This is a genomic window from Nocardioides sp. Z38_18 (genome assembly GCF_058215695.1).
This window is the reverse complement of the sequence record NZ_JBZAJE010000001.1, coordinates 1,381,503-1,403,635: the sequence shown is the minus strand read 5'-3', so window position 1 is coordinate 1,403,635 and position 22,133 is coordinate 1,381,503. Positions and strand designations below refer to the sequence as shown.

Below are 22,133 nucleotides of genomic sequence, written 5' to 3'. Positions count from 1 at the left end.
CCCTCCTCGGTGCGCCGGAGACTCTGGACCAGCATTCTCTGAATACCGGGCGGGGACTGCCCGGAATACAACCTAGCGTCGAGGTCATGAACACCACCACCTACGTCCTGATCCCCGGCTTCTGGCTCGGCGGCTCGGTCTGGCGCGCCGTCGCGGACTCGCTGAGGGAACGCGGCCACGTCGTGTACGCCGTCGACCTGCCCGGCATGGGCGAGCGCGCCCACCTCGCCTCGCCCGAGACCGATCTGACCACCCACATCGACGACGTCGTGGACCTGATCGAGGAGCACGAGCTGCTCGACGTCGTGCTCGTCGGCCACAGCTACGGGGGCCTGGTGGCGACCGGCGCGGCGGATCTCGTGCCCGCGCGGGTCGCACGTCTGGTCTACGTCGACTCGGGCCCCCTGCCGAACGGCGTCGCGCAGGCCGACTTCGAGGGTCCCGAAGCGCGCGCCGCCAACCAGGAACTGGTGGCCACCCACGGCGAGGGCTGGAAGCTGCCGCCGCCACCGTGGGCAGCGCTCGCCGCCGACGTGCCCGAGGTCGACGACGCTGCGATCGCCGCGCTGGTCGAGGACTCCCGGCCCCAGCCGTGGCTCACCGCCACCGAGCCGGCTGCGGTCACTGGCGCCTGGAAGCAGCTGCCGCGAACGGGCGTGCTCTGCAGCTTCAGCCTCGAGCAGCTGCGGCAGCTGGCACCACGCATGCCGGTGCTCGCGGAGATGCTCGAGGGCGACTGGACCTACGTCGAGCTGCCGACCTGGCACTGGCCGATGGTGAGTCGACCGGCGGACCTGGCCGCGGTGCTGGACTCGCCCCGACACTAGGTGCTCGCCCACCAGTCGATCCATCGGCGGGCCGTTCTCCACGGTGTCGGGGCACCAGAAAGGGCACGGTCGAGAACGTCGTTCCCGACCGTGCCCCAACTCAGGAGCTGAGCTGTCGCTCACCACTCGCCGTTGCGCGGGACCACCCGCCACAGCGCCGTGGCTGCGGCGATCAGCGCGAACACCGCGAGCACGATCCAGCCCCATTCCGCGCCGGAGAGAGCCAACGCTCCAGCTCCAGCCATCCCGGCCGGGACGGTCCCCGGCACCAGGGTCGACGGGGTGTCATACATCAGCTACCACCTCCTCTCTCGACGAAGAACTGCATCCGCGTACGCCTTTGCGTGCACGACCTGCAGGAATATGTCGTAGCCGAGCTCGTACATCGTGCCCGCCAGCAGCATGTGCCCCGGGCCACGATCCTTGACGGTGACGATCCGCTCGACCACGAAGATCAAGGTGACGGCCAGCCAGAACGGCCGGACGTGTACCGCCCCGTACACCGCGAGCGACCAGAAGATGCTGCCCAGGTAGCAGGCAGTGACCACGATGCCGATCGCGGTGAAGAGCTGACGGCCCCAGTAGCGCCAGGTCACCCTGGTCACGCCGTACTGCGCGCAGTTCTCCAGGGCGCCCCGCTTCCAGCGCAGCCGCTGGTTCCACAACGCCCGCCAGGTCGGCATCACCTCGGTGGTCAGCGTGCACTCCTTGGGCGAGAGCACCTTGTAACCGAGGTGCTTCAGGGCGAAGGTGAGCTCGTTGTCCTCGGTCAGCACCGTGGTGTCGTAGATTCCACCGCTCCCGTCGCCGGGCGGGATCCGGCCCTCGAGCCGGGCCCGCGACACCTCGCGCAACGTCTGCACCCGCAGGACCGCGGCCGTACCGGTCACCACCAGGCACTTGCCCTTGAGGCGGCGTACGTCGCGGGCGTAGCGCGCGTACTCGTTGCGCTGCAGGTGACCGACGAAGGTGCGGTCCTCCCGGCCGCGGAAAGTACCACCGACGGCACCCAGGCGCGGATCCTCGTTCAGGTAGCGCACCGCGGCGGACAGGAAACCCTGGTCGAGGCTGCTGTCGGCATCCTGCACCAGGACTGCAACATCGTCCGGCAGGCAAGGCAGCAGCGCGGCGAGCGCCTGGTTCAGCGCACCGGCCTTCTTCGCCTTGTTCCCGACGGTCTCGATGACCTCCGCGCCATGCTCACGCGCGACCCGGGCGGTGTCGTCCGTGCAGTTGTCCGCAGCCACGACGATCCGCTCCGGGGCCGGGTCCTGGGCCTGCAGCCCGAGGATGGCCTCGGCGATCGTCTCGCCCTCGTTGTGAGCAGGGATCAGAGCCACGACCTGCCGCACGGCGCAGCTGAAGCCTGACACGTTCTTCGCTACCTCCTGGTACTCGATGGCGCCTTCTGGAGCCAGTTCCAGAGTCGCGGAACCGGGGCCGCCGGACATCGGTCCGAGGTCGCGTCCGCAGGTCTCTTGGTCGACTCCGCGACCCGACCAACGGATCGACCTTCGTCGCTCGACTCGCGACCTGCGGCCGAGGCGGCGAAGGCCCGCTCGGCGTGAAGATCGAGGCATGAAGAAGCTGCCACCGATCCAGTCAGTGCTCGGGACCCTGCTCAGCCTCGCGCTGCTCTTCGGCGTGCTGTCCCAGGTCCCCTGGGCCAGCCTCGGCGCCACGCTGGGGTGGGGACCGGCGACGTACGACGAGCAGGCCACTGCTCAACGCCAGGACGCTCCGGACGCCGGCTCGACCGGCACCGACAGGAACCTCCGGGACGCGCCCTCGACCCTGCACGTCGCGGCCTGGGGCCAGGACTTCGGGGTCCAAGGCGTGCGGCGAGACGACCGCGGGGCGCTGGTTCCCCCCGACGACGTGTCCACCCTGGGATGGTGGAACTGCGGGGCCCTGCCAGGGGACGGCAGCGGCGCCGTGGTGCTCGTCGTCCACCGGGACAGTGCCACCCAGGGACGCGGCCCGTTCGCGAGGCTCGAGGAGCTGACCGAGGGCACCCGCGTGAGCCTCGACGGCCACACCTACCGCCTGGAGAGCCTGAAGACCTACCGCAAGGACGCCCTTCCGTCAGAGAAGGTGTTCGGGCAGGACGGCTCCGAGCGACTGGTCATCGTGACCTGCGGTGGCCGCTACTCCCCCACGCGCGGGTGGGACTCCAACGTCGTCGCCACGTTCGAACCGGCCACCTAGGCTGATAGGCATGGCAACGAGGTGGGCCAGGTTCGTCACGTCGAGCCGGTTCCTCGACGTCGTCGCCATCGTGATCACCCTCGGGATCACCGTCATCGCGATTCGGAGAGCGGACCCCTTCGAGCCGGGCGTGCTCACCCTCGGCCTCGTGGCCCTGTCCTGCCTCGCCATCGTGGAGCGCCACCGCTTCCCCGAGCTGGCGCTCGGAATCAGCGTGGCCGCGCTCCTGGTGCTCGAGCAGCCCGCGCCGGTGATGCTCACCGCAGGCAATCTCGCCGCCGCCTACGGCAACCGAGCCCGGACCTGGGTCGCGCTTGCGATCGCTTCGGCGCCCGTTCTCCTGGGGATCGGGATCGAGGGGTACCAACCCGCGGGCCTGGCCCTGATCTGGGGCTCGTTGGTCATGCTTCCCGCGACCGTCGGCCTCTACGTCAACTCCCGCCACCGCGCCGTGGACGCGGCGAACGCCCGGGCCGAGGAGCTTGCGGCCGCGCAGGAAGTCCTCGCACGGGCGGCGAGGCGCGACGAGCGCACCCGGATCGCCCGGGAGATGCACGACGTCGTCGCCCACCAGGTCAGCCTGATCGCGCTGCAGGCCGGTGCCCTGGAGGTCACGGCCGAGGGGACCCCGGAGGCGGACTCCGCACGGATGATCCGGGAGACGGCCCGGCAGGCGCTCGAGGAACTGCGTAACGTCGTCGGTGTGCTGCGCACCGACGAGACCGCCGCTGAGCGAGCCCCTCAGCCGTCCGTCGACGCGCTGGAGGCCCTGGTCTCCCAGTGGCGGGACGCCGGGATGGACGTGACCCTGTTGGACCACATCCCGCCGCGCCTGCCGGAGACCGTGCCCAGGCAGGTCGGGATCACGGGGTACCGGGTGGTGGAGGAGGCGCTGACCAACGCCAGCAAGCACGCAGCCGGGTCGCGGGTCGAGGTGGCCGTCGCCGAGCGCGACGGCTGCCTGTCCCTGGTGGTGCACAACACCGCCCCGACCCGGGTCTCCTCCCGGGCCGCGACCGGGTCCGGCACCGGCCTCCACGGCCTGCGCGAGCGGGTCGAACAGGTGAGAGGCTCCCTCGAGGCCGGCCCCGACGGCGACGGCGGTTACCGGGTCTCGGTGCTGCTGCCGCTGAGCGGCGGCGAGCAGTGAGCACGAACGACGGGTCGGTTCCGGAGGACCGGATCCGCGTCCTCCTGGTCGACGACGAGGTCCTCGTGCGCACCGGGCTGCGGATGATCCTCTCCTCGGCGCCGGACCTGGAGGTCGTCGGGGAGGCCGCGGACGGGGACGACGTGGTGGACCAGGTCCGCGCGGCTCAGCCAGACATCGTGCTGATGGACATCCGGATGCCCAGGGTGGACGGGCTGCGGGCACTCACGCTCGTGCGTGCGCTCCCCCAGCCACCCCAGGTCGTCATCCTCACGACGTTCGACCTCGACGAGCACGTGTACGAGGCCCTGGAGAACGGCGCGGCCGGGTTCCTGCTCAAGGACACCCCGCCACAGGGGCTGATCCAGGCGCTGCGGACCGTCGCCACGGGCAACGCCATCCTCTCGCCCTCCCTGACCAGTCGGCTCTCGCGGACCTACGCACGCCAGGTGCCCGCGGAGCTCAGTCGCCAGATCGCCGGCCTGTCCGAGCGCGAGCGAGCGGTCCTCGCCCAGATCGGGCAGGGCCTCTCCAACGCCGAGATCGGCCGTGACCTCTTCATCAGCGAGGCCACGGTGAAGGCCCACGTCACCCACCTCCTGACCAAGCTCGGCGCCACGAACAGGGTGCAGCTCGCGATCGCGGCCAACCGCGCGGGGCTGGTCCACGAGGAGAGCTGAGCGCGCACACCGCGCCGTGGCGGCCCGCGTAGGCAACGCGTCAACGTGGCGTCGGGACGCGTAGGGATTTCGTCAGGATCCCCCGTCTGGGCTGACAGCGCCTCAGAACCGTGGCTTGAGTGGGCTCTCGGCCCGCCCGAAGAGTCAGGGCGGCCGTGCTCCCAGCCCGGAAGGATCCCCGTCCATGGCCGACCTCGGTCTCCTCGTCCTGACACTCCTGCTGTTCGGTGTGCTCGCCCTCTTCCTGAAGGGGGTCGAGCGACTGTGACCGCCGTGAACCTGGTCGGCCTGGTCCTGGCTGTCGGCCTGGGGATCTTCCTCCTCGCTGCCCTGCTGTTCGCGGAGCGATTCTGATGAGCGACTCCCTGGCCGCCGGGTTGTTCATCGCGACCCTGGTCGTCGCCTGGGCTGCGGCGTACCGGCTCTTCGGGGACCACCTGTTCCGTGTGGTGACCTCACAACGTCACCACCGGGTCGAGCGGGTCGTCCATCGCCTGATCGGTGTCGATGCGACCTCCGAGCAGAGGGCCGGCGCCTACGCCCGCAGCGTGCTGGCGTTCTCGGCGGTCTCCACCGTGCTCCTCTACGGGTTGCAGCGCCTCCAGGGCCATCTGTGGCTCGGCGCCGGCCTGCCCGGGGTGGAGTCGCACGTCGCCTGGAACACGGCGGTCAGCTTCGTCACGAACACCAACTGGCAGGCCTACTCCGGTGAGTCGACGATGACCCACCTCACCCAGATGAGCGGACTCGCGGTGCAGAACTTCCTCTCTGCCGCCGTGGGCATCGCCGTCGCGGTCGCGGTGATCCGTGGACTCACGCGCAGCCGCAGCAACCTGCTGGGCAACTTCTGGGTCGACCTCACTCGTCTGGTGATGCGGGTGCTCCTGCCGGTCGCGGCGCTCGGCACGATCGTGTTCATCGCGGCCGGCGTGGTGCAGAACCTCACCGCAGGCACGGAGATCACCGGCCTCACCGGCGGCTCGCAGACGGTGACCGGCGGCCCCGTGGCGAGCCAGGAGGTCATCAAGCAGCTCGGCACCAACGGTGGCGGCTTCTACAACGCCAACTCGGCCCACCCGTTCGAGAACCCCACGGCGTGGACGAACTGGCTGCAGATCTTCCTGATCGGGCTCATCCCGTTCGCGCTGCCGCGCGTCTTCGGCCGGATGGCGGGCGACAAGCGCCAGGGGCTGGCGATCGTGGCCGCGATGGGACTGATCGCCCTGGTGTCGGTGACCCTGCTCAACGTCGTCGAGCTGACGCACCCGGGCACGGTGCCGGGCGCCGCCGGTGCGTCACTGGAGGGTCGGGAGACCAGGTTCGGCACCGGCAACTCCGCCACCTTCGCAGCGATGACCACGCTCACCTCGACCGGTGCGGTGAACTCCTTCCACGACTCCTACTCCGGTCTCGGCGGGGGTCTCACCATGTTCAACATGATGCTGGGGGAGGTCGCACCCGGCGGTGTCGGCTCCGGCCTGTACGGGATGCTCGTCCTCGCGGTGATCACGGTCTTCGTCGCCGGGCTCATGGTCGGACGGACCCCTGAGTTCCTCGGCAAGAAGATCGGCGCCCGGGAGATCAAGCTGGCCTCGCTGTACTTCCTGGTCACCCCCTGCCTGGTGCTGGTCGGCACCGCGCTGGCGATGGCGAACGACGAGCAGCGCGCCTCGATGCTGAACACCGGCATGCACGGCTACTCCGAGGTCCTCTACGCGTTCACCTCCGCCAGCAACAACAACGGCTCCGCGTTCGCCGGGCTGACCGTCAACCTCTGGTGGTACGACGTCGCCCTCGGACTGTGCATGCTGCTGGGCCGGTTCCTGCCCATCGTGCTCGTGCTGGCCCTCGCCGGCAGCCTGGCGCGGCAGGCCCCCACTCCTCCGTCGGCCGGGACGATGCCGACCCACACCCCCTTGTTCGTCTCCATGCTGGTCGCGGTGACCGTGATCCTGGTCGCCCTGACCTTCCTCCCGGCCCTCGCCCTGGGCCCGATCGCGGAAGGACTCCTCTGATGGCTGCATCCGTGGCCCCGCCCACCCCGGCTCCGTCCACCTCACCCCCGCCCACGCCGGCACCGCCCGCTTCCAGGGTCGCCGGCGGCCTGTTCGACCCCCGCCAGCTGCTCAGGTCCCTGCCCGATGCGATACGCAAGCTGGACCCCAGGGTGATGTGGCGCAACCCGGTGATGCTGATCGTCGAGGTCGGCGCCGCCTTCACCACGGTGCTCGCCGTCCACGACCCCTCGGTGTTCGCGTGGCTGATCACCGCCTGGCTGTGGGCGACCGTGGTCTTCGCCAACCTCGCCGAGGCCGTGGCCGAGGGGCGCGGCAAGGCTCAGGCCGAGACACTGCGCAGGACCCGTCAGGGCACGGTCGCCCGCCGCGTCACCGGCTGGCGACCGGGCATGGCGATCTCCGACTCGGACCTGGAGGAGCTGCCCGCCCCCGGCCTCGCCAAGGGCGACGTGGTCGTGATCGAAGCGGGCGAGATCGTCCCCGGGGACGGCGACGTCGTGGAGGGCATTGCCAGCGTCGACGAGTCCGCGATCACCGGTGAGTCCGCGCCGGTCATCCGCGAGTCAGGTGGGGACCGCTGCGCAGTCACCGGGGGCACCAAGGTGCTGTCGGACCGCATCGTCGTCCGGATCACCCAGACCCCTGGAGCGAGCTTCGTCGACCGGATGATCTCCCTGGTGGAGGGCGCCGACCGGCAGAAGACGCCCAACGAGATCGCCCTGAACATCCTGCTCGCGGCACTCTCGGCCATCTTCTTGATGGCGGTGGCGACCGTGCAGCCGCTGGCGATCTACGCCAAGCAGGTCAACGCCGCCGCCCCCGACACCGCCGCCCTGGACGGCAGCGGCGTGTCCGGCGTGGTCCTGGTGGCACTGCTGGTCTGCCTGATCCCGACCACCATCGGCGCACTGCTGTCCGCGATCGGGATCGCCGGCATGGACCGGCTGGTGCAACGCAACGTGCTGGCGATGAGCGGCCGCGCGGTCGAGGCGGCCGGCGACGTGAACACCCTGCTGCTGGACAAGACCGGCACCATCACCCTCGGCAACCGGCAGGCAACGGAGTTCACGCCCGTCCCGGGGGTCGACATCGCCGACCTCGCGGACGCGGCGCAGCTCTCCAGCCTGGCCGACGAGACCCCCGAGGGCCGCTCGATCGTGATCCATGCCAAGCAGGCCCATGGTCTGCGCGAGCGGCGACCCGGTGAGCTCTCCGAGGCGGTCTGGGTGCCCTTCACCGCCCAGACCCGGATGTCCGGCGTCGACCTCGACGGACGGGAGATCCGCAAGGGCGCCGCGGCCGCGGTGATGCACTGGGTCCGCGAGAACGGCGGGCACCCCACCCTCGAGGCCGGCGCCATCGTCGACGCGGTCAGCGCCAGCGGTGGCACACCGCTCGTCGTCGCCGAGAAGGACGGTGACCAGCCGGCCCGGGCACTCGGCGTCGTCCACCTCAAGGACGTGGTCAAGGAGGGCATGCGCGAGCGGTTCGACGAGATGCGCCGGATGGGCATCAGGACCGTGATGATCACCGGGGACAACCCACTCACCGCCAAGGCCATCGCCGAGGAGGCCGGGGTCGACGACTTCCTCGCCGAGGCGACCCCCGAGGACAAGATGGCCCTGATCAAGGCCGAGCAGGCCGGTGGGCGGTTGGTCGCGATGACCGGCGACGGCACGAACGACGCCCCCGCCCTGGCGCAGGCCGACGTCGGCGTCGCGATGAACACCGGCACGTCGGCGGCCAAGGAGGCCGGCAACATGGTCGACCTCGACTCCGACCCGACCAAGCTCATCGAGATCGTCGAGATCGGCAAGCAGCTGCTGATCACCCGTGGCGCGCTCACCACGTTCTCCATCTCCAACGACATCGCCAAGTACTTCGCGATCATCCCGGCGATGTTCGCCGGCGTGTACCCGAGCCTGGACCGGCTCAACGTCATGGCGCTGTCCAGCCCGCAGTCGGCGATCCTGTCCGCGGTCGTCTTCAACGCCCTGGTCATCGTCGCGCTGATCCCGCTGGCGTTGCGCGGGGTGTCCTACCGCCCCGGCGGGGCGGCGGCACTGCTGCGCCGCAACCTGCTCGTGTACGGCGCCGGCGGGGTCGTCGCGCCGTTCATCGGGATCAAGCTCATCGACCTGCTCGTACAACTCCTCCCCGGGATGGCGTGATGCGTACCTCCAACCTGTTCGCGGCCCGTCATCTCGCCTCGGTTCGCGCTGTGCTCGTCTTCACCGCGCTGCTCGGGCTCGGGTACCCGCTCACCATGGTCGCGGTGGCCCAGCTGCCCGGACTCGATGCCCGGGCGGACGGCTCTTTCGTGCGCGCCGGCGGCGACGTGGTGGGGAGCCGCCTGGTCGGCCAGTCGTTCACCGATGCCGACGGTGCCCCGGTCCGGACCTATTTCCAGTCCCGGCCCTCCGCAGCAGGCGACGGCTACGACCCGACCTCCACGTCGGCCAGCAACCTCGGACCCGAGGACGTGGTCGACACCTCCGACCGACCCAGCCTCCTCACGCAGGTCTGCGCCCGCAGCCGCGCCGTGGGTGAGCTCGAGGGCGTCGACGGCAGCCGCCCCTACTGCGCCGGAGGCGTGGGAGCCGTCCTCGGTGTCCACCACAGCGATGGGCTGACCGGAGAGGTGACCCGCGTGGTCAGCCTGAACCAGCACGAGGGCACCCCGTTCCGCAGCGAGTACCGAGGGGTGCCGGTGGAGCTCGCGGTGCCGGGCGAGGACTACCCGGGAGCGACGGTGGTCCCGATCCGGGGCGAGGCACCCTCCGACCCGGCCGTGCCAGCAGACGCGGTCACGGCGAGCGGCTCCGGCCTCGACCCGCACATCTCCCCGGCGTACGCCCGGCTCCAGGCCCCACGAGTGGCGCGGGAACGCGGCATCGACCTCGCCGAGGTGCGATCGTTGATCGACGACCACACGCACGGCCGCACCCTCGGGATCCTCGGGGAGCCGGGGGTGAACGTCCTGGAGCTGAACCTGGAGCTCGACCGGCGCCACCCCAGCGGGTGAGCTCGTGACGATGGTGGAGAGGAGGTGGGCACGATGAGTCGCGGCAGGCTGCGCGTCTACCTCGGCGCCGCCCCGGGCGTGGGCAAGACCTACCGCATGCTCGCGGAGGGACACCGGCGCAAGGCACGCGGCACCGACGTCGTCATCGGCTACGTCGAGCCCCACGACCGACCGTTGACGCTCGAGATGGGCCAGGGCCTGGAGACGGTCCCCCAACGCCACCTGACCCATCGCGGCACCCTGTTCGGCGAGATGGATCTCGACGCCGTGCTCGCCCGGCGCCCGGCAGTGGCGCTCGTCGACGAGATGGCCCACACCAACGTCCCGGGCTGCCGCCACGAGAAGCGGTGGCAGGACATCGAGGAGCTGCTCGACGCCGGGATCGACGTCATCACCACCGTGAACATCCAGCACCTGGAATCCCTCAACGACGTCGTCGAGCAGATCACGGGCATCGTCCAGCGGGAGAAGATCCCCGATGCGGTGGTCCGCGGCGCGGAGCAGATCGAGCTGGTCGACATGACCCCCGAGGCACTGCGGCGACGGATGGCACACGGCAACGTCTACCGACCGGACAAGGTCGACGCCGCGCTGGGCAACTACTTCCGCGTCGGCAACCTCACCGCCCTGCGGGAGCTGGCGCTGCTGTGGCTGGCCGACAAGGTCGACGAGCAGCTCGACCGGTACCGACGCGACCACCACATCGAGGGCACCTGGGAGACCCGCGAACGCGTCGTCGTCGCAGTGACCGGTGGCCCCGAGGGCGACACGCTCGTACGGCGCGCCGGCCGGATCGCCGACCGGGCGCGCGGCGCGGACCTGCTCGCCGTGCACGTGATGCAGACCGAGGGCCTCACCGGCGCCGACCCGGTCCACCTCGCTCGCCAGCGCACCCTGGTCGAGAGCATGGGGGGCTCGTTCCACCAGGTCGTCGGTGACGACGTCCCCGGGTCGCTGCTGTCCTTCGCCCGTGGCGTCAACGCCACCCAGCTCGTCCTCGGTGCCAGCCGGCACGGTCGCTTCACCCAGCTGTTCTCCCGCGGCATCGGCGTGGCGACGGTCTCCGAGTCCGGGACCATCGACGTCCACCTCGTCACCCACGAGGAGACCCGGCGGCCGGTGTTCGGGCGCGGTCTGACGAGGAGCCGCGACGGGTCGCCCCGGCGCCTGCGGTGGGGACTCGGCCTGACGGCGATCCTGATGCCGGCCCTGACGATCGCGATGACCCCGTTCAAGAACGACCTCGCGTTCTCCAGCCTGATCCTGCTCTTCCTCGTCGCCGTCGTCGCGATCTCACTCGTCGGGCGCCTCTGGGCCGCCCTGACCGCAGCCGTGGCCGGTTCGCTGCTCCTCAACTACTTCTTCACGCCACCGGTGGGCACGTGGACGATCGCCGCGTCGGAGAACGTCCTCGCCCTGGTCGTCTTCGTGCTCGTCGCCGTCACCGTCAGCTTCATCGTCGACCTCGCGGCCCGTCGTACCCAGCAGGCCGCGCGGGCACGTCGGGAGGCCACCGCGCTGGCGGCGGTCGCCGGCAGCGTCCTGCGCGGTTCCCGGCCCCTGCCTGCGCTCCTGGAGCAGCTCAAGGAGTCCTTCGCGCTCGAATCGGTCACCCTCCTGGAGCGAGACCCGGACCTGCCGGAGACGCCGACCGAGCGCCGCAACCCGCGCCTGTGGACCGTGGCCGAGAGCGTCGGCACGCGCCCCTGCGCGACCCCCGGCGACGGCGACACCGAGGTGCCCGTCGACGACCACCTCACCCTGGTTCTCGTCGGTCGCACGCTGGACGCCACGGACCAGCGCGTGGTCGAGGCGTTCGCTTCCCAGGCCGCGTTGGCGCTGCGCCAACAGCGCCTCGCCGAACAGGCGGCCGCGGCTGTCCCGATCGCGGAGGCCGACAGGCTGCGGACCGCGCTGCTGCGCGCCGTCAGTCACGACCTGCGTGCCCCCCTGGCCTCCGCGAAGGCAGCGGTCCAGGGGCTGCGCACCCCCGACGTGGTCTTCGACGAGACCGACCGCCAGGAGCTGCTGGCCACCGCCGACGAGTCCCTGGACCTCCTCACCCACCTTGTCGAGAACCTGCTCGACATGAGCCGGCTCCAGGCCGGTGCCCTCGGCGTGCACCCGGAGCCGACCAGCGTCGCCGAGGTCGTCCCGCTGGCCGTCGACGAACTGGGCAGCGCCGCGGACGCTGTCTCGATCCAGCTGGCCCAGGACCTGCCCGAGGTGATGGCCGACCCGGCCCTGGTCCAGCGGATCCTCGCCAACCTGCTCTCCAACGCACTGAAGTTCTCCCCTGCCGGCACGTCGCCGACGGTCACCGCCAGTGCCCACGGAGGCCGGGTGCACATTCGGGTCATCGATCGCGGGCCGGGACTTCCCACGGGTGAGCGGGAGCGGGTCTTCCTGCCCTTCCAGCGTTCCGGTGACCGGCACGGCCCCCCTGGTATCGGCCTCGGCCTCGCCCTCTCGCGAGGACTCGCCGAGGCCATGGCCGGCGCCCTCGACGCCGACGAGACCCCGGGCGGGGGCCTGACCATGGACCTCGCCCTTCCGGCCGCGCCGCGCCGCGAGCCGGCTCCCGAGCGGCGCGAGGAGGCGACCACCTGATGCGCGTCCTGGTCGTCGATGACGAACCCCAGATCCTCAGGGCGCTGCGCATCAACCTGCAGGCCCGCCAGTTCGACGTCGTCGCCGCGGCCGACGGGGCCACCGCGCTCGAGGCCGCCAGGAACCAGCGGCCCGACCTCGTGATCCTCGACCTCGGCCTGCCCGACCTCGACGGCGTCGACGTCATCCGGTCGCTGCGGACCTGGACCGACGTGCCGGTCATCGTGCTCTCGGGGCGGGCCGGGAGCAGCGACAAGATCGTCGCCCTCAACACGGGTGCCGACGACTACGTCACCAAGCCCTTCAGCGTCGAGGAGCTCCTCGCCCGCATCAGGGCCGTCAGCCGGCGGCTCCGGCCCGAGACGACCGACGACGAGCCCGTCGAGATCGGTACGCACACGGTGAGCCTCGCCGAGAAGTGGGTCCGGGGGGCCGATGGCGAGCTCGTGCACCTCACCAGGACGGAGTGGGACCTGCTCGCCATCCTGGTGCGCAACCCGGGCAAGCTCGTCAGCCAACGCCAGCTGCTGCAGGACGTCTGGGGACCGACCTACCTCGAGGAGACCCACTACCTTCGCCAGTACCTCGCACAGCTGCGCAAGAAGCTGGAACCCGATCCGACCCGCCCCCGGCACCTCCTGACCGAACCCGGCATGGGCTACCGCTTCATGCCCTGACTTCATGCCCTGACTCGATGCCCTGACTCGATGTCCTGGGGCCCACCGGAGAACACGGCCAGATGCCACCTGGCCCGCTGCGCCCGGGCGCGACCTGGGATGCGACTCACACCCGATCGGCTTGCATGCCGACGCGGTGTCGGTATCTTTGAAACCATGATTCCGATGTCGTCAGGACAACGATGAAGTCCTCCTTCCTAGCCATCCGAGAGCTCAGCTTCGCCCGCGGCCGATTCGCCCTGATGGGCTCGGTCGTGGCCTTGATCGCGGTCCTGATGGTGCTGCTCAGCGGCCTGTCCGTGGGCCTGGTCAATGACGGTGTCTCCGGCCTCCAGCGGATGCCGGTCGACTCCGTGTCGTTCCAGAAGGACGTCGAGAAGAGCTCGGCGTACTCACGCAGCGTCGTGGGACCCGACGCCGTGAAGGCCTGGTCGGAGCGCCCCGACGTGGCCGACGCGGCCCCGTTCGGGAACACGCTCGTCAACGGCCGCACCGACAACGGGGTGGAGATCGACCTCGCCCTGTTCGGCGTCGAGCTCGGATCCTTCATCGACCCGGACGTCGAGGAGGGCAAGAACCTCGCCGGGGACGGGGAGATCGTGGTCTCCAGCACCGCAGCCGAGGAAGGCATCGACATCGGCGACACCGTCATCCTCGAGCCGAGCGGCATGGAGCTGAAGGTGGTCGGCGTCCTGGGCGACCAGCACACCTTCGGTCACGTCGACATCGGCTACCTCTCCATGCACAGCTGGCAGGAGGCGAAGGCCGGCGTCCGCCAGGGTGACGCCGTGCCGCCGCGGGTGTACGAGGAGTTCACCGCTGTCGCGGTCAAGGGCAAGGACGGTGACAAGGTCGACCTCGCCGCCGGCGACAAGGCCGCGGGCACCACGTCGATGACCCTCGAGGACTCGTTCGGGGCCTCGCCGGGCTACTCGGCCGAGACCTCGACCCTGCAGCTCATCCAGGGCTTCCTCTACGTCATCTCCGCACTCGTGGTCGGCGCGTTCTTCACCGTCCTGACCATCCAGCGCCGCGGCGAGATCGCAGTGCTCCGCGCCCTCGGCGCCAGCAAGCGCTACCTGCTGGGCGACAGCCTGATGCAGTCCATCGTGCTGCTGGTCGCCTCTGCGGGCATCGGAATCGGCGTCGGCGTCGGACTGGGCGTGCTCATCGACGCCACCGAGATGCCGTTCGCGCTCGAGGCAGGACCCATCGCGGGCGCCGCCATGCTGCTGCTGGTCCTGGGGGTCAGCGGCGCCGCCGTGGCCGTCCAGCGTGTCACCCGTGTCGATCCACTGACTGCTCTGGGAGGAGGCCGATGAACACCGCACTCGAACTGTCCGATGTCACCCTGACGCACGGGGACGGCGAGGAGACCGTGAAGGCCCTCGACACCGTCAGCCTGCGCGTCGAGCGAGGCGAGCTCGTGGCCATCGTCGGTCCCTCGGGGTCGGGCAAGTCCAGCCTGCTGGCCGTGGCCGGCGCGTTGACGACACCGACCTCCGGGGCGGTTCGCCTCGGCGACATCGACCTCGTCGCCGCCTCTCCCCGGGAGCGCGACACCGTACGCCGCGAGCGGATCGGCTTCGTCTTCCAGAGCAGCAACCTGGTGCCGGCACTGACTGCCCTCGACCAGGTGCGCCTGCCGCTGACCTTCGCCCGGCGGGAGAACCACCGCGACCCGATGGAGTTGCTCACCGAGGTCGGGATGGACCACAAGGCCAAGCGCCGCCCGCACGAGCTCTCCGGTGGGGAGCGGCAGCGGGTCGGTATCGCCCGGGCGCTCGTCACCGCGCCCGAGCTGCTGCTCGTCGACGAGCCCACTGCGGCACTCGACCGGCGACGGAGCCAGGAGATCGTCGGGCTGCTCGCCCGCGAGACCCACGGTCACGAGGTCGCCACGGTGATGGTCACGCACGACCACGAAGTTCTCCATCACTGCGACCGGGTGTATGAAATGGTCGACGGAAGGCTGGAGCTGCTCGGGGACCTGATGCAGACCCCGTGAAGGTAGGAGGTTGCGCCGATGCCGCGGATCGATGCCCCCACGGTCGCCGAGCACCGTGCCCGGCAGCACCGTGCGCTTCTCGACGCAGCGCGCGCGCTGCTCGCCGAGACGGGCAGCGCACCCTCGGTCGCGGCCGTGGGCCGGGCTGCCGGGCTGGCGCGGAGCAGCGTCTACCAGTACTTCACCTCGACCGACGACCTCCTGCGCGCGGTGGTCGCCGACGTCTTCCCCGAGTGGACCCGCCAGGTCCGGGAGCACGTCGCCGCCGCCGCGTCCCCGGGCGAGATGATCTGGGCCTACATCGAGGCGAACGTCAACCTGTTCGCCAGCTCCGAGCAGGCCGTGGCCCAGGCGCTGATCCGGGTCGTCGACCCGCAAGTCCTGCAGGGACCGATGGAGCAGTTCCATGCCGAGCTGCAACAGCCTCTGCGTGAGGCGCTCACCGCCTTCGGGGAACCGGAGGTCGACGCGGTCGCCGGCCTGATCGACTCCATGATCGTGCAGGCGTCGCGCACCGAGGGGCCCACCAACCCGGCGTGCGCAGCCCCGGCGAACCGTGCCGACCTGGCGCTTGCCCGACTGCGACGCCTGCTCGGGGGGTACGTCTCGGGGGCTGCTCCCTCCGGCCCCGCGACGTGAGCCGGTAGGTCGGGTCCGGTCCGGCCCTCAGCCGACCTTGCGGTACTTGCGGTGGATGGTCTGCTTGGTCACCCCGAGCAGGGTGCCGATCTCAGCCCAGCTCAGGCCCGAGTGCCGGGCCCGGCGTACGGCGACCTCCTCGCGGCGGGCCAGCTCGCGGCGCCGCTCCCGGACCGCCGCCAGCTCCCCCGTCACCCCGTCCCCGTCGTCGGTGCCCAGTGAAGTCCTCATCTCGTCAGCATGTGCTGACGGGGTGCTGTACGTCAAGGGTGGCGTTGGGAGTCGGTGGCGGTTTCCGCTAGCCCTCCCACTCCTCGGCCAGGAGCGCATAGCTGAGACCGTCGAGCCACTCCCCGCTGCGGTGGAGCGAGTCGCGGACGGTGTGCGCCTCGCGCCGCATGCCGAGGCGCTCCATCAGGCGCCACGAGGCGTCGTTGTCCGCGAAGCAGTTCGCCGTCACCCGGCGCAGCCAGAGGTCCTCGAAGCACACCTCGACGAGTGCGCGGACTGCCTCGGTGGCGTACCCGTGCCCGGCGTGGTCGGGGTGCAGGATCCAGCCGAGCTCGGCCTGGACCGCCCGGGCCCGGTCAGCGACCTCCGTCTGCGCCCAGCCGTCCTCCACCCGGAGCATCAGCTCGCCGATCACCACCCCGTCGAGCTCGATCACCAGGGTCCGGGCCAGCCTGGACTCCTCGCCGTTGTGGGCGAGGTGCTCCGCCAGGGTGCCGGGCGACTGGGTGACCCAGCGGCTCACGTCATCGAGGCGGCGGAAGGCCCAGGTGTCCTCCAGGTCGGCGGCGCTCGCAGGCCGGATCGCCAGCCGCTCGGTCCGCACCGGCCAGGTGATCGTGCTCAGCGGGTCACTCACGGACCCCATCATGGCCGCCACCGGGGATGGCCGCCGACGACTCGCCCGCGGCCGCAGCCGCGGGCGAGTCGTCCCCCCTCAGGGGCGCCCTGCGTGGGCCACGTCCACCTCGACGGCCAGCAACCGGCCCTCACGCTCGCTCTTGCGGGCCTCCTCGTGGAAGTCCGGCGCGGAGCACAGGAACAGCGTGCGACCGTCCTCGCCACCGAGCATGCACGCGAACACCCCGCTGCCCGGCTGGACGCTCTGCTTGATGCTGCCGCCCTCGACGACCCGGATCGCCTGTCCGCCCACCGCATCGGCGACCCACAGCGCACCCTCGGCGTCGAGCCCGCAGCCGTCCGGCGCGACGACCACCTGTGCGAGCAGCTTCTCGAGCTCGCGCTCGGTGGGAACCGGGCCGAACTCCGCCCACACGCGCCGGTTCTCGAGGGTGCCGTCCTCGGCGATGTCGAAGGCCGTGACCCTGTTGCCGAACGTCTCGCACACGAGGAGTACGCCGTCATCGGTGATCACGCTGCCATTGGGGAACAGCATGTCCTCGGCGGCGACGGTGACGGTCCCGTCTGGGTCGACGCGCAGCAGCCGGGCCGGCTCCAGCGCGGCACCGCCCATCAGGTCGAACCCGAACTCACCGACGTACGCGCGACCGCTCGAGTCGACCACCATGTCGTTCGGGTGTCCGCCCACGTGACCGGAGAGGTCGGCGTGGACGCTCAGCGACCCGTCGGTCTCGACACGCATGATCCGGGCGTCGCGCATGGAGACGACGAGCATCCGGCCGTCGGGCAGCCAGGCCAGGCCCGAGGGCTGTTGGGGCACCTCGAGCTCGACCCGCAGGTCAGTGCCGTCGGCGGCCGCGGAGTACACCGCGTAGGTGTAGAAGTCGGAGAACCAGATCCGGCCGTCGTGCCAGCGGGGGCACTCCAGGTAGGACAGGTTCTCGATCAGGGTGCGGGTCTCAAGGCTCATGGATACTCCGTTGCTGGATGGGATGGGTCGGTACTCACTTGTCAGCGGGCGACTTCGAGGAACCGCTCGAGCTCGCGCTCGACCTCGGACCCGCACGGCTGGAAGACGATCTCGGTGACGCCCTTGGCGCTGAGCTCCTGGAGCTTGTCGCGCACCTCGGCGCGGTTGCCGCTGAGCGTCACGTCGCGCAGCGTCACGTGCCCGCCGGCGTCCCAGGCGGCCTGGTCCGCCTCGTTGAGGCCGACGCAGTGCTGGGCGTGCACGGCCAGGTGCTGCTCCCCCGCCGGCATCCGTTCGACGACCTCGAGCCACGCCTCGCCACCGGGGAGCTCACGCACCGCCTCGGGACCACCGAACTCGTAGGCGCCGTGCAGCGACAGCGCCCACCCCGGACCGCCGGCCTCCCGGGCGTGCTCGGAGTCGTTGCTCTCATCGTCCTCGAGCACCGTGCCCCAGGCCAGGTAGGCCGACCAGTCGTAGTCGCTCGCGAACTCGGGCAGCTGCAGCGTGGAGTACAGCCCGTCCGCGAGGGCGGCGGTGACCTTGTTGCCCTTGGGGCCGAGCGCACTGATGATCATCGGGACCTCGACCGGTCGCTGCGGGGCATGCCCGTCGGGGTGCAGCATCCGCATCCGTGCGCCCTCCCACTCGATGACCTCGCCGCGCAGCAGGCCGCGGTAGGCGGTGATGTAGGACTCCATGAACGCCCACGTGACGGCCCCGTAGCCCATGGCACGGCGTCCGGTGAACCCGGTCCCGAAGGCCACCACGACCCGGCCGGGCGCGAGGGCGCACAGTGTCGCCGTGGCGGCGGCGTTGACCATCGGGTGCCGCAGACTCGGCACCAGCACCCCCGGCCCGATCTCGATCCGCTCGGTCCGCTCCGCGGCCAGGGCCAGGGTCATCCAGACGTCGGGGCTCTGCTGCGGAGTGTCATAGACCCAGGCACGTTCATAGCCGAGCTGTTCGGCCACCGCCATCCGCGCGGGTGAGTCCAGGGCTGTCGGAAACGCGCACGACACCTTCATCTTCAGGTCGCTCCTCTTCAGTGGGCGGCTTGTGGACGTTGCCTGCGAGGACCCGAGGTCTTGGCGTAGCGTTGTCAACTAAGCGCATAGTCACCCGCAGGCCCGCAGTGTGTCATGCGTCACCAAGAGCGGTCCACAACCCTGCGCTCCCCCCGACCGGAAGTGACCCCCTCGTGGCCAAACCCAGGCAGGCACGACTGACCGCCGAGCAGGTGCGCCTGCTCCCGGACCTCGACGATGAGTCCTCCCAGCTGTGGGACCCACAGCTGGGCGACGTCCCCCGCGGACTGCTCACCTCGGCCGTGCGCTGCTTCGCCACGAACGGCTTCCACGGCACCACCACCCGAGACATCTCCACGATGCTCGGGCTGAGCCCCGCAGCCCTCTACGTGCACTTCGCATCCAAGGAACAGGTCCTCTTCGAGGTGATCCGGACCGGGCACGAGAGAGTGCTCGAACACATCTCCACGCCCGAGATCACGGGCATCGCCGACGCCACCGGCGGGCTGGAGGCGATCGTGTCCGGCTACACCGAGTGGCATGCCCGTCACCACGTGGTCGCCCGGGTGTGCCAGTACGACCTCGCAGCCCTCACGGTCGAGCACTACGACGAGATCCTGGAGCTGCGGCACCGGACCAACACGGTGTTCCGTACGGCGGTCCGACGGGGCGTCGAGGACGGGACGTTCGCAGCCGTCGACGTCAACCGGACCGCGCGCGCCCTGCTGTCCCTGGGCATCGACCTGGTCCGGTGGTACCGCAGCGACGGTCCCGAAACACCCGCCCAGCTGGGCGCGTTCAACGCGATGCTCGCGGTCAAGCTGGTCAACTGATCGGTGGCCGCCCGTCGCGAAGATGGTGGCTGCCTACGCCGTACCGATGTCGCGGCGGCGAAGGGCGCCGAGCCCGAGCAGGACCAGGGCCGCCGCCAGGCCGAGCTCGACCAGCGCAGGCACCGGCGTGAAGGCGTCGACCGGCAGGCCGGGCAGGTGCGCGAACGGAGAGAGGTCGTCGACCCAGGACGGCAGCCTCAGGGTCTCACCGAGGATGACCTGCACGGCCACGAAGGCGACGACCGCCCAGGCCAGCTGGGACCACCGTGGCGCGAGACCGTGCAGCGCCACGCCCGCCGCGGCGACGAGCAGCACACCGGGCAGGTAGCTCACCTGCCAGCCCACCTGGGCAAGCGCCTGGCCCCACTCCCCCATGCCCAGTCCGTAGCCCACCGCCAGCCCCAGGCCCATCCCCACCGAGAGCAACGAGGAACCAACGGCGGCCACCACCACGGTGGCTCCGGCCCAGGAGAACCGGGTGACCCTGGTCGCCAGCAGCACCTCGGCCCGGCCCGATTCCTCCTCGCCCCGCAGGCGCAGTACCGAGGTCACGGCGAACCCGGTCGAGACCACGGCCATGAACACCATGATGTAGCGAAGGAACGCCTCGATCAGTGTCTGCTCCGCGTCGGCAAGCTGGTCGTGGGCACCGACGACCTGCGCGATGTCGGGGTTCGAGGCGACCATGTCGGGGACGCTGGGGATGACCGAGCCGTAGAGCAGGCCCAGGGCCGTCAGCCCGATCGTCCAGCCGACCAGGAGCCCCCGCTGCAAGCGCAGCGCAAGACCGATGGGCGTGCCGAGCAGCGGTGAGGACCGGGCGCGGCCCGGGCGCGGGTGCAGCACACCGCCGGCGAAGTCCCGATGGGCAGCCACCCACGCGGCCACCCCGAGCAGGAGGAGCATCGCCGCCAGGAGCAGCAGGGCGGGCCACCAGCGCTCGTCACCGAATGCGTCCATCGCCTGCGCCCAGCCGAAGGGCGATGCCCAGACGAGCGCGTTGTCCTGCATCGCTCCCAGGCCTCGGACCAGGTACCCCAGAGCGATGGCCGCGCCGGCGAGACCGAGCGCGCCCCGCGCCGAGGCCGAGAGCTGGGCGGCGACGAGGGTGACGGCCGCGTAGCAGAGTCCGAGAAGGCTCAGGCCGGCGCCGTACGTCACCGCACCCGTCGCGCCCGTCCCGGCGACCAGCATGGAGCCCGTCGTGACCAGCCCGATCGCCACGCTGGCCAGCACCGCGTACAGCAACGCGGCCAGGGTCGCGGCATGGCGGCCGAGCACGGTGGAGCGCAGCAGCTCGGCCCGCCCGGTCTCCTCCTCGGCGCGCGTGTGCCGGACCACCAGGAACATCACCATCAGGCAGGTGCCCAGCTGCGCGACCTGGGAGAGCTCGTTGGCCACGATCCCGCCCAGGGTGTCGACGCCGGACTGGCGCCCGGACATCAGATAGATCACCGGGCTGCTGCCGACCACGCGGGCGTACCCGGCGACCTTCTCCGGAGTGTCGTAGATCGAGGGCACCGCCAGCGCGCTGGCCGCGATCGTCCCCCCGAGCCCGACCAACCACAGGGAGAGGACCACCCGGTCCCGGCGCATGATCAGCCGCGCCAGGTGTGCCGTGCCGACCACGGGCGTGCTCACCCTGCTCACATCCGGGTTCCTTCTGGGGCCTCTTCGCCGTACTGGCGCAGGAACAGCTCCTCCAGCGTCGGTGGATGCGCGGTCAGGGACCGTACGCCGAGCGCGACCAGCGCCCCGAGCACGGAGTCGAGGTGCTCGGAGTCGACTTCGAAGGAGACCCGGCCATCGACCTCCCGGACGTCGTGCACCCCCTCGACCTGGCGGAGACCAGCTCCGGGCGCGACTGTCTCGGCCACGACCGTGGTGCGGGTCAGGTGACGCAGGTCGGTCAACGACCCGCTCTGCACCACCCGGCCGGCCCTGATGATGCTGACCCGGTCCGCCAGGGCCTCCGCCTCGGCCAGGATGTGCGAGCTCAGCAGCACCGTGGCACCGGCGTCCTTCAGCTCCAGGACGGCCTGCTGGAACTCGGCCTCCATCAGCGGGTCGAGTCCCGAGGTCGGCTCGTCGAACAGGTACAGCTCCGCACGGCTGGCGAGCGCGGCCACCAGGGCGACCTTCTGGCGGTTGCCCTTGGAGTAGGTGCGGGCTCGCTTGTGCGGATCGAGCTCGAAGCGCTCGAGCATCTCGGCACGGCGTGCTTCGTCGAGCCCTCCGCGCATCCGCCCCAGCAGGTCGATCACCTCGCCACCGGTGAGGTTCGGCCACAGGGCCACGTCGCCGGGGACGTAGGCGATCCGCCGGTGCAGCTGCGCGGCCTCGCGCCACGGGTCCCCGCCCAGCAGCGAGGCGCTGCCGGCGTCGACCCTCAGCAGGCCGAGGAGCACCCGGATCGCGGTCGACTTCCCCGCGCCGTTCGGACCCAGGAAGCCGTGCACCTCGCCCTGCTCCACGCTCAGGTCGAGGCCGTCGAGCGCCCGCACAGAACCGAAGGTCTTCACGACCCCGCGGAGCTCGATGGGCGGCACGCCGTCATGATGCCACCGGAGGCGTCCCGCCGTACCCCCCA

The 22,133-nt window shown here is 70.8% G+C and carries 22 protein-coding genes; 14 read left to right on the top strand and 8 right to left on the bottom strand.

Going from position 1 to position 22,133, the window contains the following annotated elements; genetic code table 11:
* Nucleotides 1-86: 86 nt before the first annotated feature.
* Nucleotides 87-827, top strand: coding sequence for an alpha/beta fold hydrolase (locus tag AC4BGC_RS06650; RefSeq protein ID WP_490554899.1), 741 nt, complete (start codon nt 87-89; stop codon nt 825-827).
* Between the two features lie 119 nt (nt 828-946).
* On the opposite strand, the gene AC4BGC_RS06645 is transcribed toward AC4BGC_RS06650, so the two are convergent.
* Nucleotides 947-1,120 carry a hypothetical protein gene (locus AC4BGC_RS06645; RefSeq protein WP_490544823.1) on the bottom strand — a complete coding sequence of 58 codons (174 nt, stop codon included), beginning with the start codon at nt 1,118-1,120 and terminating at the stop codon, nt 947-949.
* A gap of 3 nt (nt 1,121-1,123) precedes the next feature.
* Complete coding sequence (locus AC4BGC_RS06640; protein WP_490554898.1) at nt 1,124-2,200, bottom strand: glycosyltransferase family 2 protein; 1,077 nt, start codon at nt 2,198-2,200, stop codon at nt 1,124-1,126.
* A 205-nt stretch (nt 2,201-2,405) separates the two neighbouring features.
* On the opposite strand from AC4BGC_RS06640, the gene AC4BGC_RS06635 reads away from it, so the two are divergent.
* The 12 genes from AC4BGC_RS06635 (at nt 2,406) to AC4BGC_RS06580 (ending at nt 15,842) form a co-directional block, all read left to right on the top strand.
* Nucleotides 2,406-3,035 (top strand): class F sortase, encoded by a 630-nt coding sequence (locus tag AC4BGC_RS06635; protein WP_490554897.1) that lies wholly within the window; start codon nt 2,406-2,408, stop codon nt 3,033-3,035.
* A gap of 10 nt (nt 3,036-3,045) precedes the next feature.
* Nucleotides 3,046-4,185 (top strand): sensor histidine kinase, encoded by a 1,140-nt coding sequence (locus AC4BGC_RS06630; protein ID WP_490554896.1) that lies wholly within the window; start codon nt 3,046-3,048, stop codon nt 4,183-4,185.
* Nucleotides 4,182-4,865 (top strand): response regulator, encoded by a 684-nt coding sequence (locus tag AC4BGC_RS06625; RefSeq protein WP_490544830.1) that lies wholly within the window; start codon nt 4,182-4,184, stop codon nt 4,863-4,865. The genes AC4BGC_RS06630 and AC4BGC_RS06625 overlap by 4 nt, the downstream gene beginning before the upstream one ends.
* A 264-nt stretch (nt 4,866-5,129) precedes the next feature.
* On the top strand, nt 5,130-5,219 hold the full coding sequence (kdpF, locus tag AC4BGC_RS06620; protein WP_490544832.1) for a K(+)-transporting ATPase subunit F: 90 nt from the start codon (nt 5,130-5,132) through the stop codon (nt 5,217-5,219).
* Complete coding sequence (gene kdpA, locus AC4BGC_RS06615; RefSeq protein WP_490554895.1) at nt 5,219-6,880, top strand: potassium-transporting ATPase subunit KdpA; 1,662 nt, start codon at nt 5,219-5,221, stop codon at nt 6,878-6,880. Before kdpF ends, kdpA begins: the two co-directional genes overlap by 1 nt.
* On the top strand, nt 6,880-9,054 hold the full coding sequence (gene kdpB / locus AC4BGC_RS06610; RefSeq protein WP_490554894.1) for a potassium-transporting ATPase subunit KdpB: 2,175 nt from the start codon (nt 6,880-6,882) through the stop codon (nt 9,052-9,054). Before kdpA ends, kdpB begins: the two co-directional genes overlap by 1 nt.
* Complete coding sequence (locus AC4BGC_RS06605) at nt 9,054-9,908, top strand: potassium-transporting ATPase subunit C (protein WP_490554893.1); 855 nt, start codon at nt 9,054-9,056, stop codon at nt 9,906-9,908. The genes kdpB and AC4BGC_RS06605 overlap by 1 nt, the downstream gene beginning before the upstream one ends.
* Before the next feature lie 33 nt (nt 9,909-9,941).
* Nucleotides 9,942-12,518 (top strand): sensor histidine kinase, encoded by a 2,577-nt coding sequence (locus AC4BGC_RS06600; RefSeq protein WP_490554892.1) that lies wholly within the window; start codon nt 9,942-9,944, stop codon nt 12,516-12,518.
* The gene (locus AC4BGC_RS06595) at nt 12,518-13,195 is read left to right on the top strand and encodes a response regulator (RefSeq protein ID WP_490544840.1); all 678 of its coding nucleotides are present in this window, start codon (nt 12,518-12,520) and stop codon (nt 13,193-13,195) included. Before AC4BGC_RS06600 ends, AC4BGC_RS06595 begins: the two co-directional genes overlap by 1 nt.
* Before the next feature lie 182 nt (nt 13,196-13,377).
* On the top strand, nt 13,378-14,517 hold the full coding sequence (locus tag AC4BGC_RS06590; protein ID WP_490554891.1) for an ABC transporter permease: 1,140 nt from the start codon (nt 13,378-13,380) through the stop codon (nt 14,515-14,517).
* The gene (locus tag AC4BGC_RS06585) at nt 14,514-15,203 is read left to right on the top strand and encodes an ABC transporter ATP-binding protein (RefSeq protein WP_490554890.1); all 690 of its coding nucleotides are present in this window, start codon (nt 14,514-14,516) and stop codon (nt 15,201-15,203) included. The genes AC4BGC_RS06590 and AC4BGC_RS06585 overlap by 4 nt, the downstream gene beginning before the upstream one ends.
* 18 nt (nt 15,204-15,221) lie before the next feature.
* Nucleotides 15,222-15,842: a TetR/AcrR family transcriptional regulator gene (locus AC4BGC_RS06580; protein ID WP_490554889.1), complete on the top strand. Its 621-nt coding sequence runs from the start codon at nt 15,222-15,224 to the stop codon at nt 15,840-15,842.
* Nucleotides 15,843-15,869: 27 nt separating this feature from the next.
* On the opposite strand, the gene AC4BGC_RS06575 is transcribed toward AC4BGC_RS06580, so the two are convergent.
* From AC4BGC_RS06575 to AC4BGC_RS06560, 4 genes are all read right to left on the bottom strand, one after another.
* On the bottom strand, nt 15,870-16,073 hold the full coding sequence (locus AC4BGC_RS06575) for a hypothetical protein (RefSeq protein WP_490544847.1): 204 nt from the start codon (nt 16,071-16,073) through the stop codon (nt 15,870-15,872).
* A 67-nt stretch (nt 16,074-16,140) separates the two neighbouring features.
* Nucleotides 16,141-16,719, bottom strand: coding sequence for a GNAT family N-acetyltransferase (locus AC4BGC_RS06570; protein ID WP_490555721.1), 579 nt, complete (start codon nt 16,717-16,719; stop codon nt 16,141-16,143).
* Between the two features lie 69 nt (nt 16,720-16,788).
* On the bottom strand, nt 16,789-17,682 hold the full coding sequence (locus AC4BGC_RS06565) for an SMP-30/gluconolactonase/LRE family protein (RefSeq protein ID WP_490554888.1): 894 nt from the start codon (nt 17,680-17,682) through the stop codon (nt 16,789-16,791).
* A gap of 41 nt (nt 17,683-17,723) precedes the next feature.
* On the bottom strand, nt 17,724-18,656 hold the full coding sequence (locus AC4BGC_RS06560; protein ID WP_490554887.1) for an LLM class flavin-dependent oxidoreductase: 933 nt from the start codon (nt 18,654-18,656) through the stop codon (nt 17,724-17,726).
* Nucleotides 18,657-18,883: 227 nt separating this feature from the next.
* Between AC4BGC_RS06560 and AC4BGC_RS06555 the strand changes: the two genes are divergently transcribed.
* Complete coding sequence (locus AC4BGC_RS06555; RefSeq protein ID WP_490554886.1) at nt 18,884-19,543, top strand: TetR/AcrR family transcriptional regulator; 660 nt, start codon at nt 18,884-18,886, stop codon at nt 19,541-19,543.
* A gap of 33 nt (nt 19,544-19,576) precedes the next feature.
* Here AC4BGC_RS06555 and AC4BGC_RS06550 read toward each other — a convergent pair whose 3' ends face one another.
* Together AC4BGC_RS06550 and AC4BGC_RS06545 are read right to left on the bottom strand one after the other, a co-directional pair.
* The gene (locus AC4BGC_RS06550) at nt 19,577-21,193 is read right to left on the bottom strand and encodes an ABC transporter permease (RefSeq protein WP_490554885.1); all 1,617 of its coding nucleotides are present in this window, start codon (nt 21,191-21,193) and stop codon (nt 19,577-19,579) included.
* The gene (locus AC4BGC_RS06545; RefSeq protein WP_490554884.1) at nt 21,190-22,092 is read right to left on the bottom strand and encodes an ABC transporter ATP-binding protein; all 903 of its coding nucleotides are present in this window, start codon (nt 22,090-22,092) and stop codon (nt 21,190-21,192) included. The genes AC4BGC_RS06550 and AC4BGC_RS06545 overlap by 4 nt, the downstream gene beginning before the upstream one ends.
* Nucleotides 22,093-22,133 lie beyond the last annotated feature (41 nt).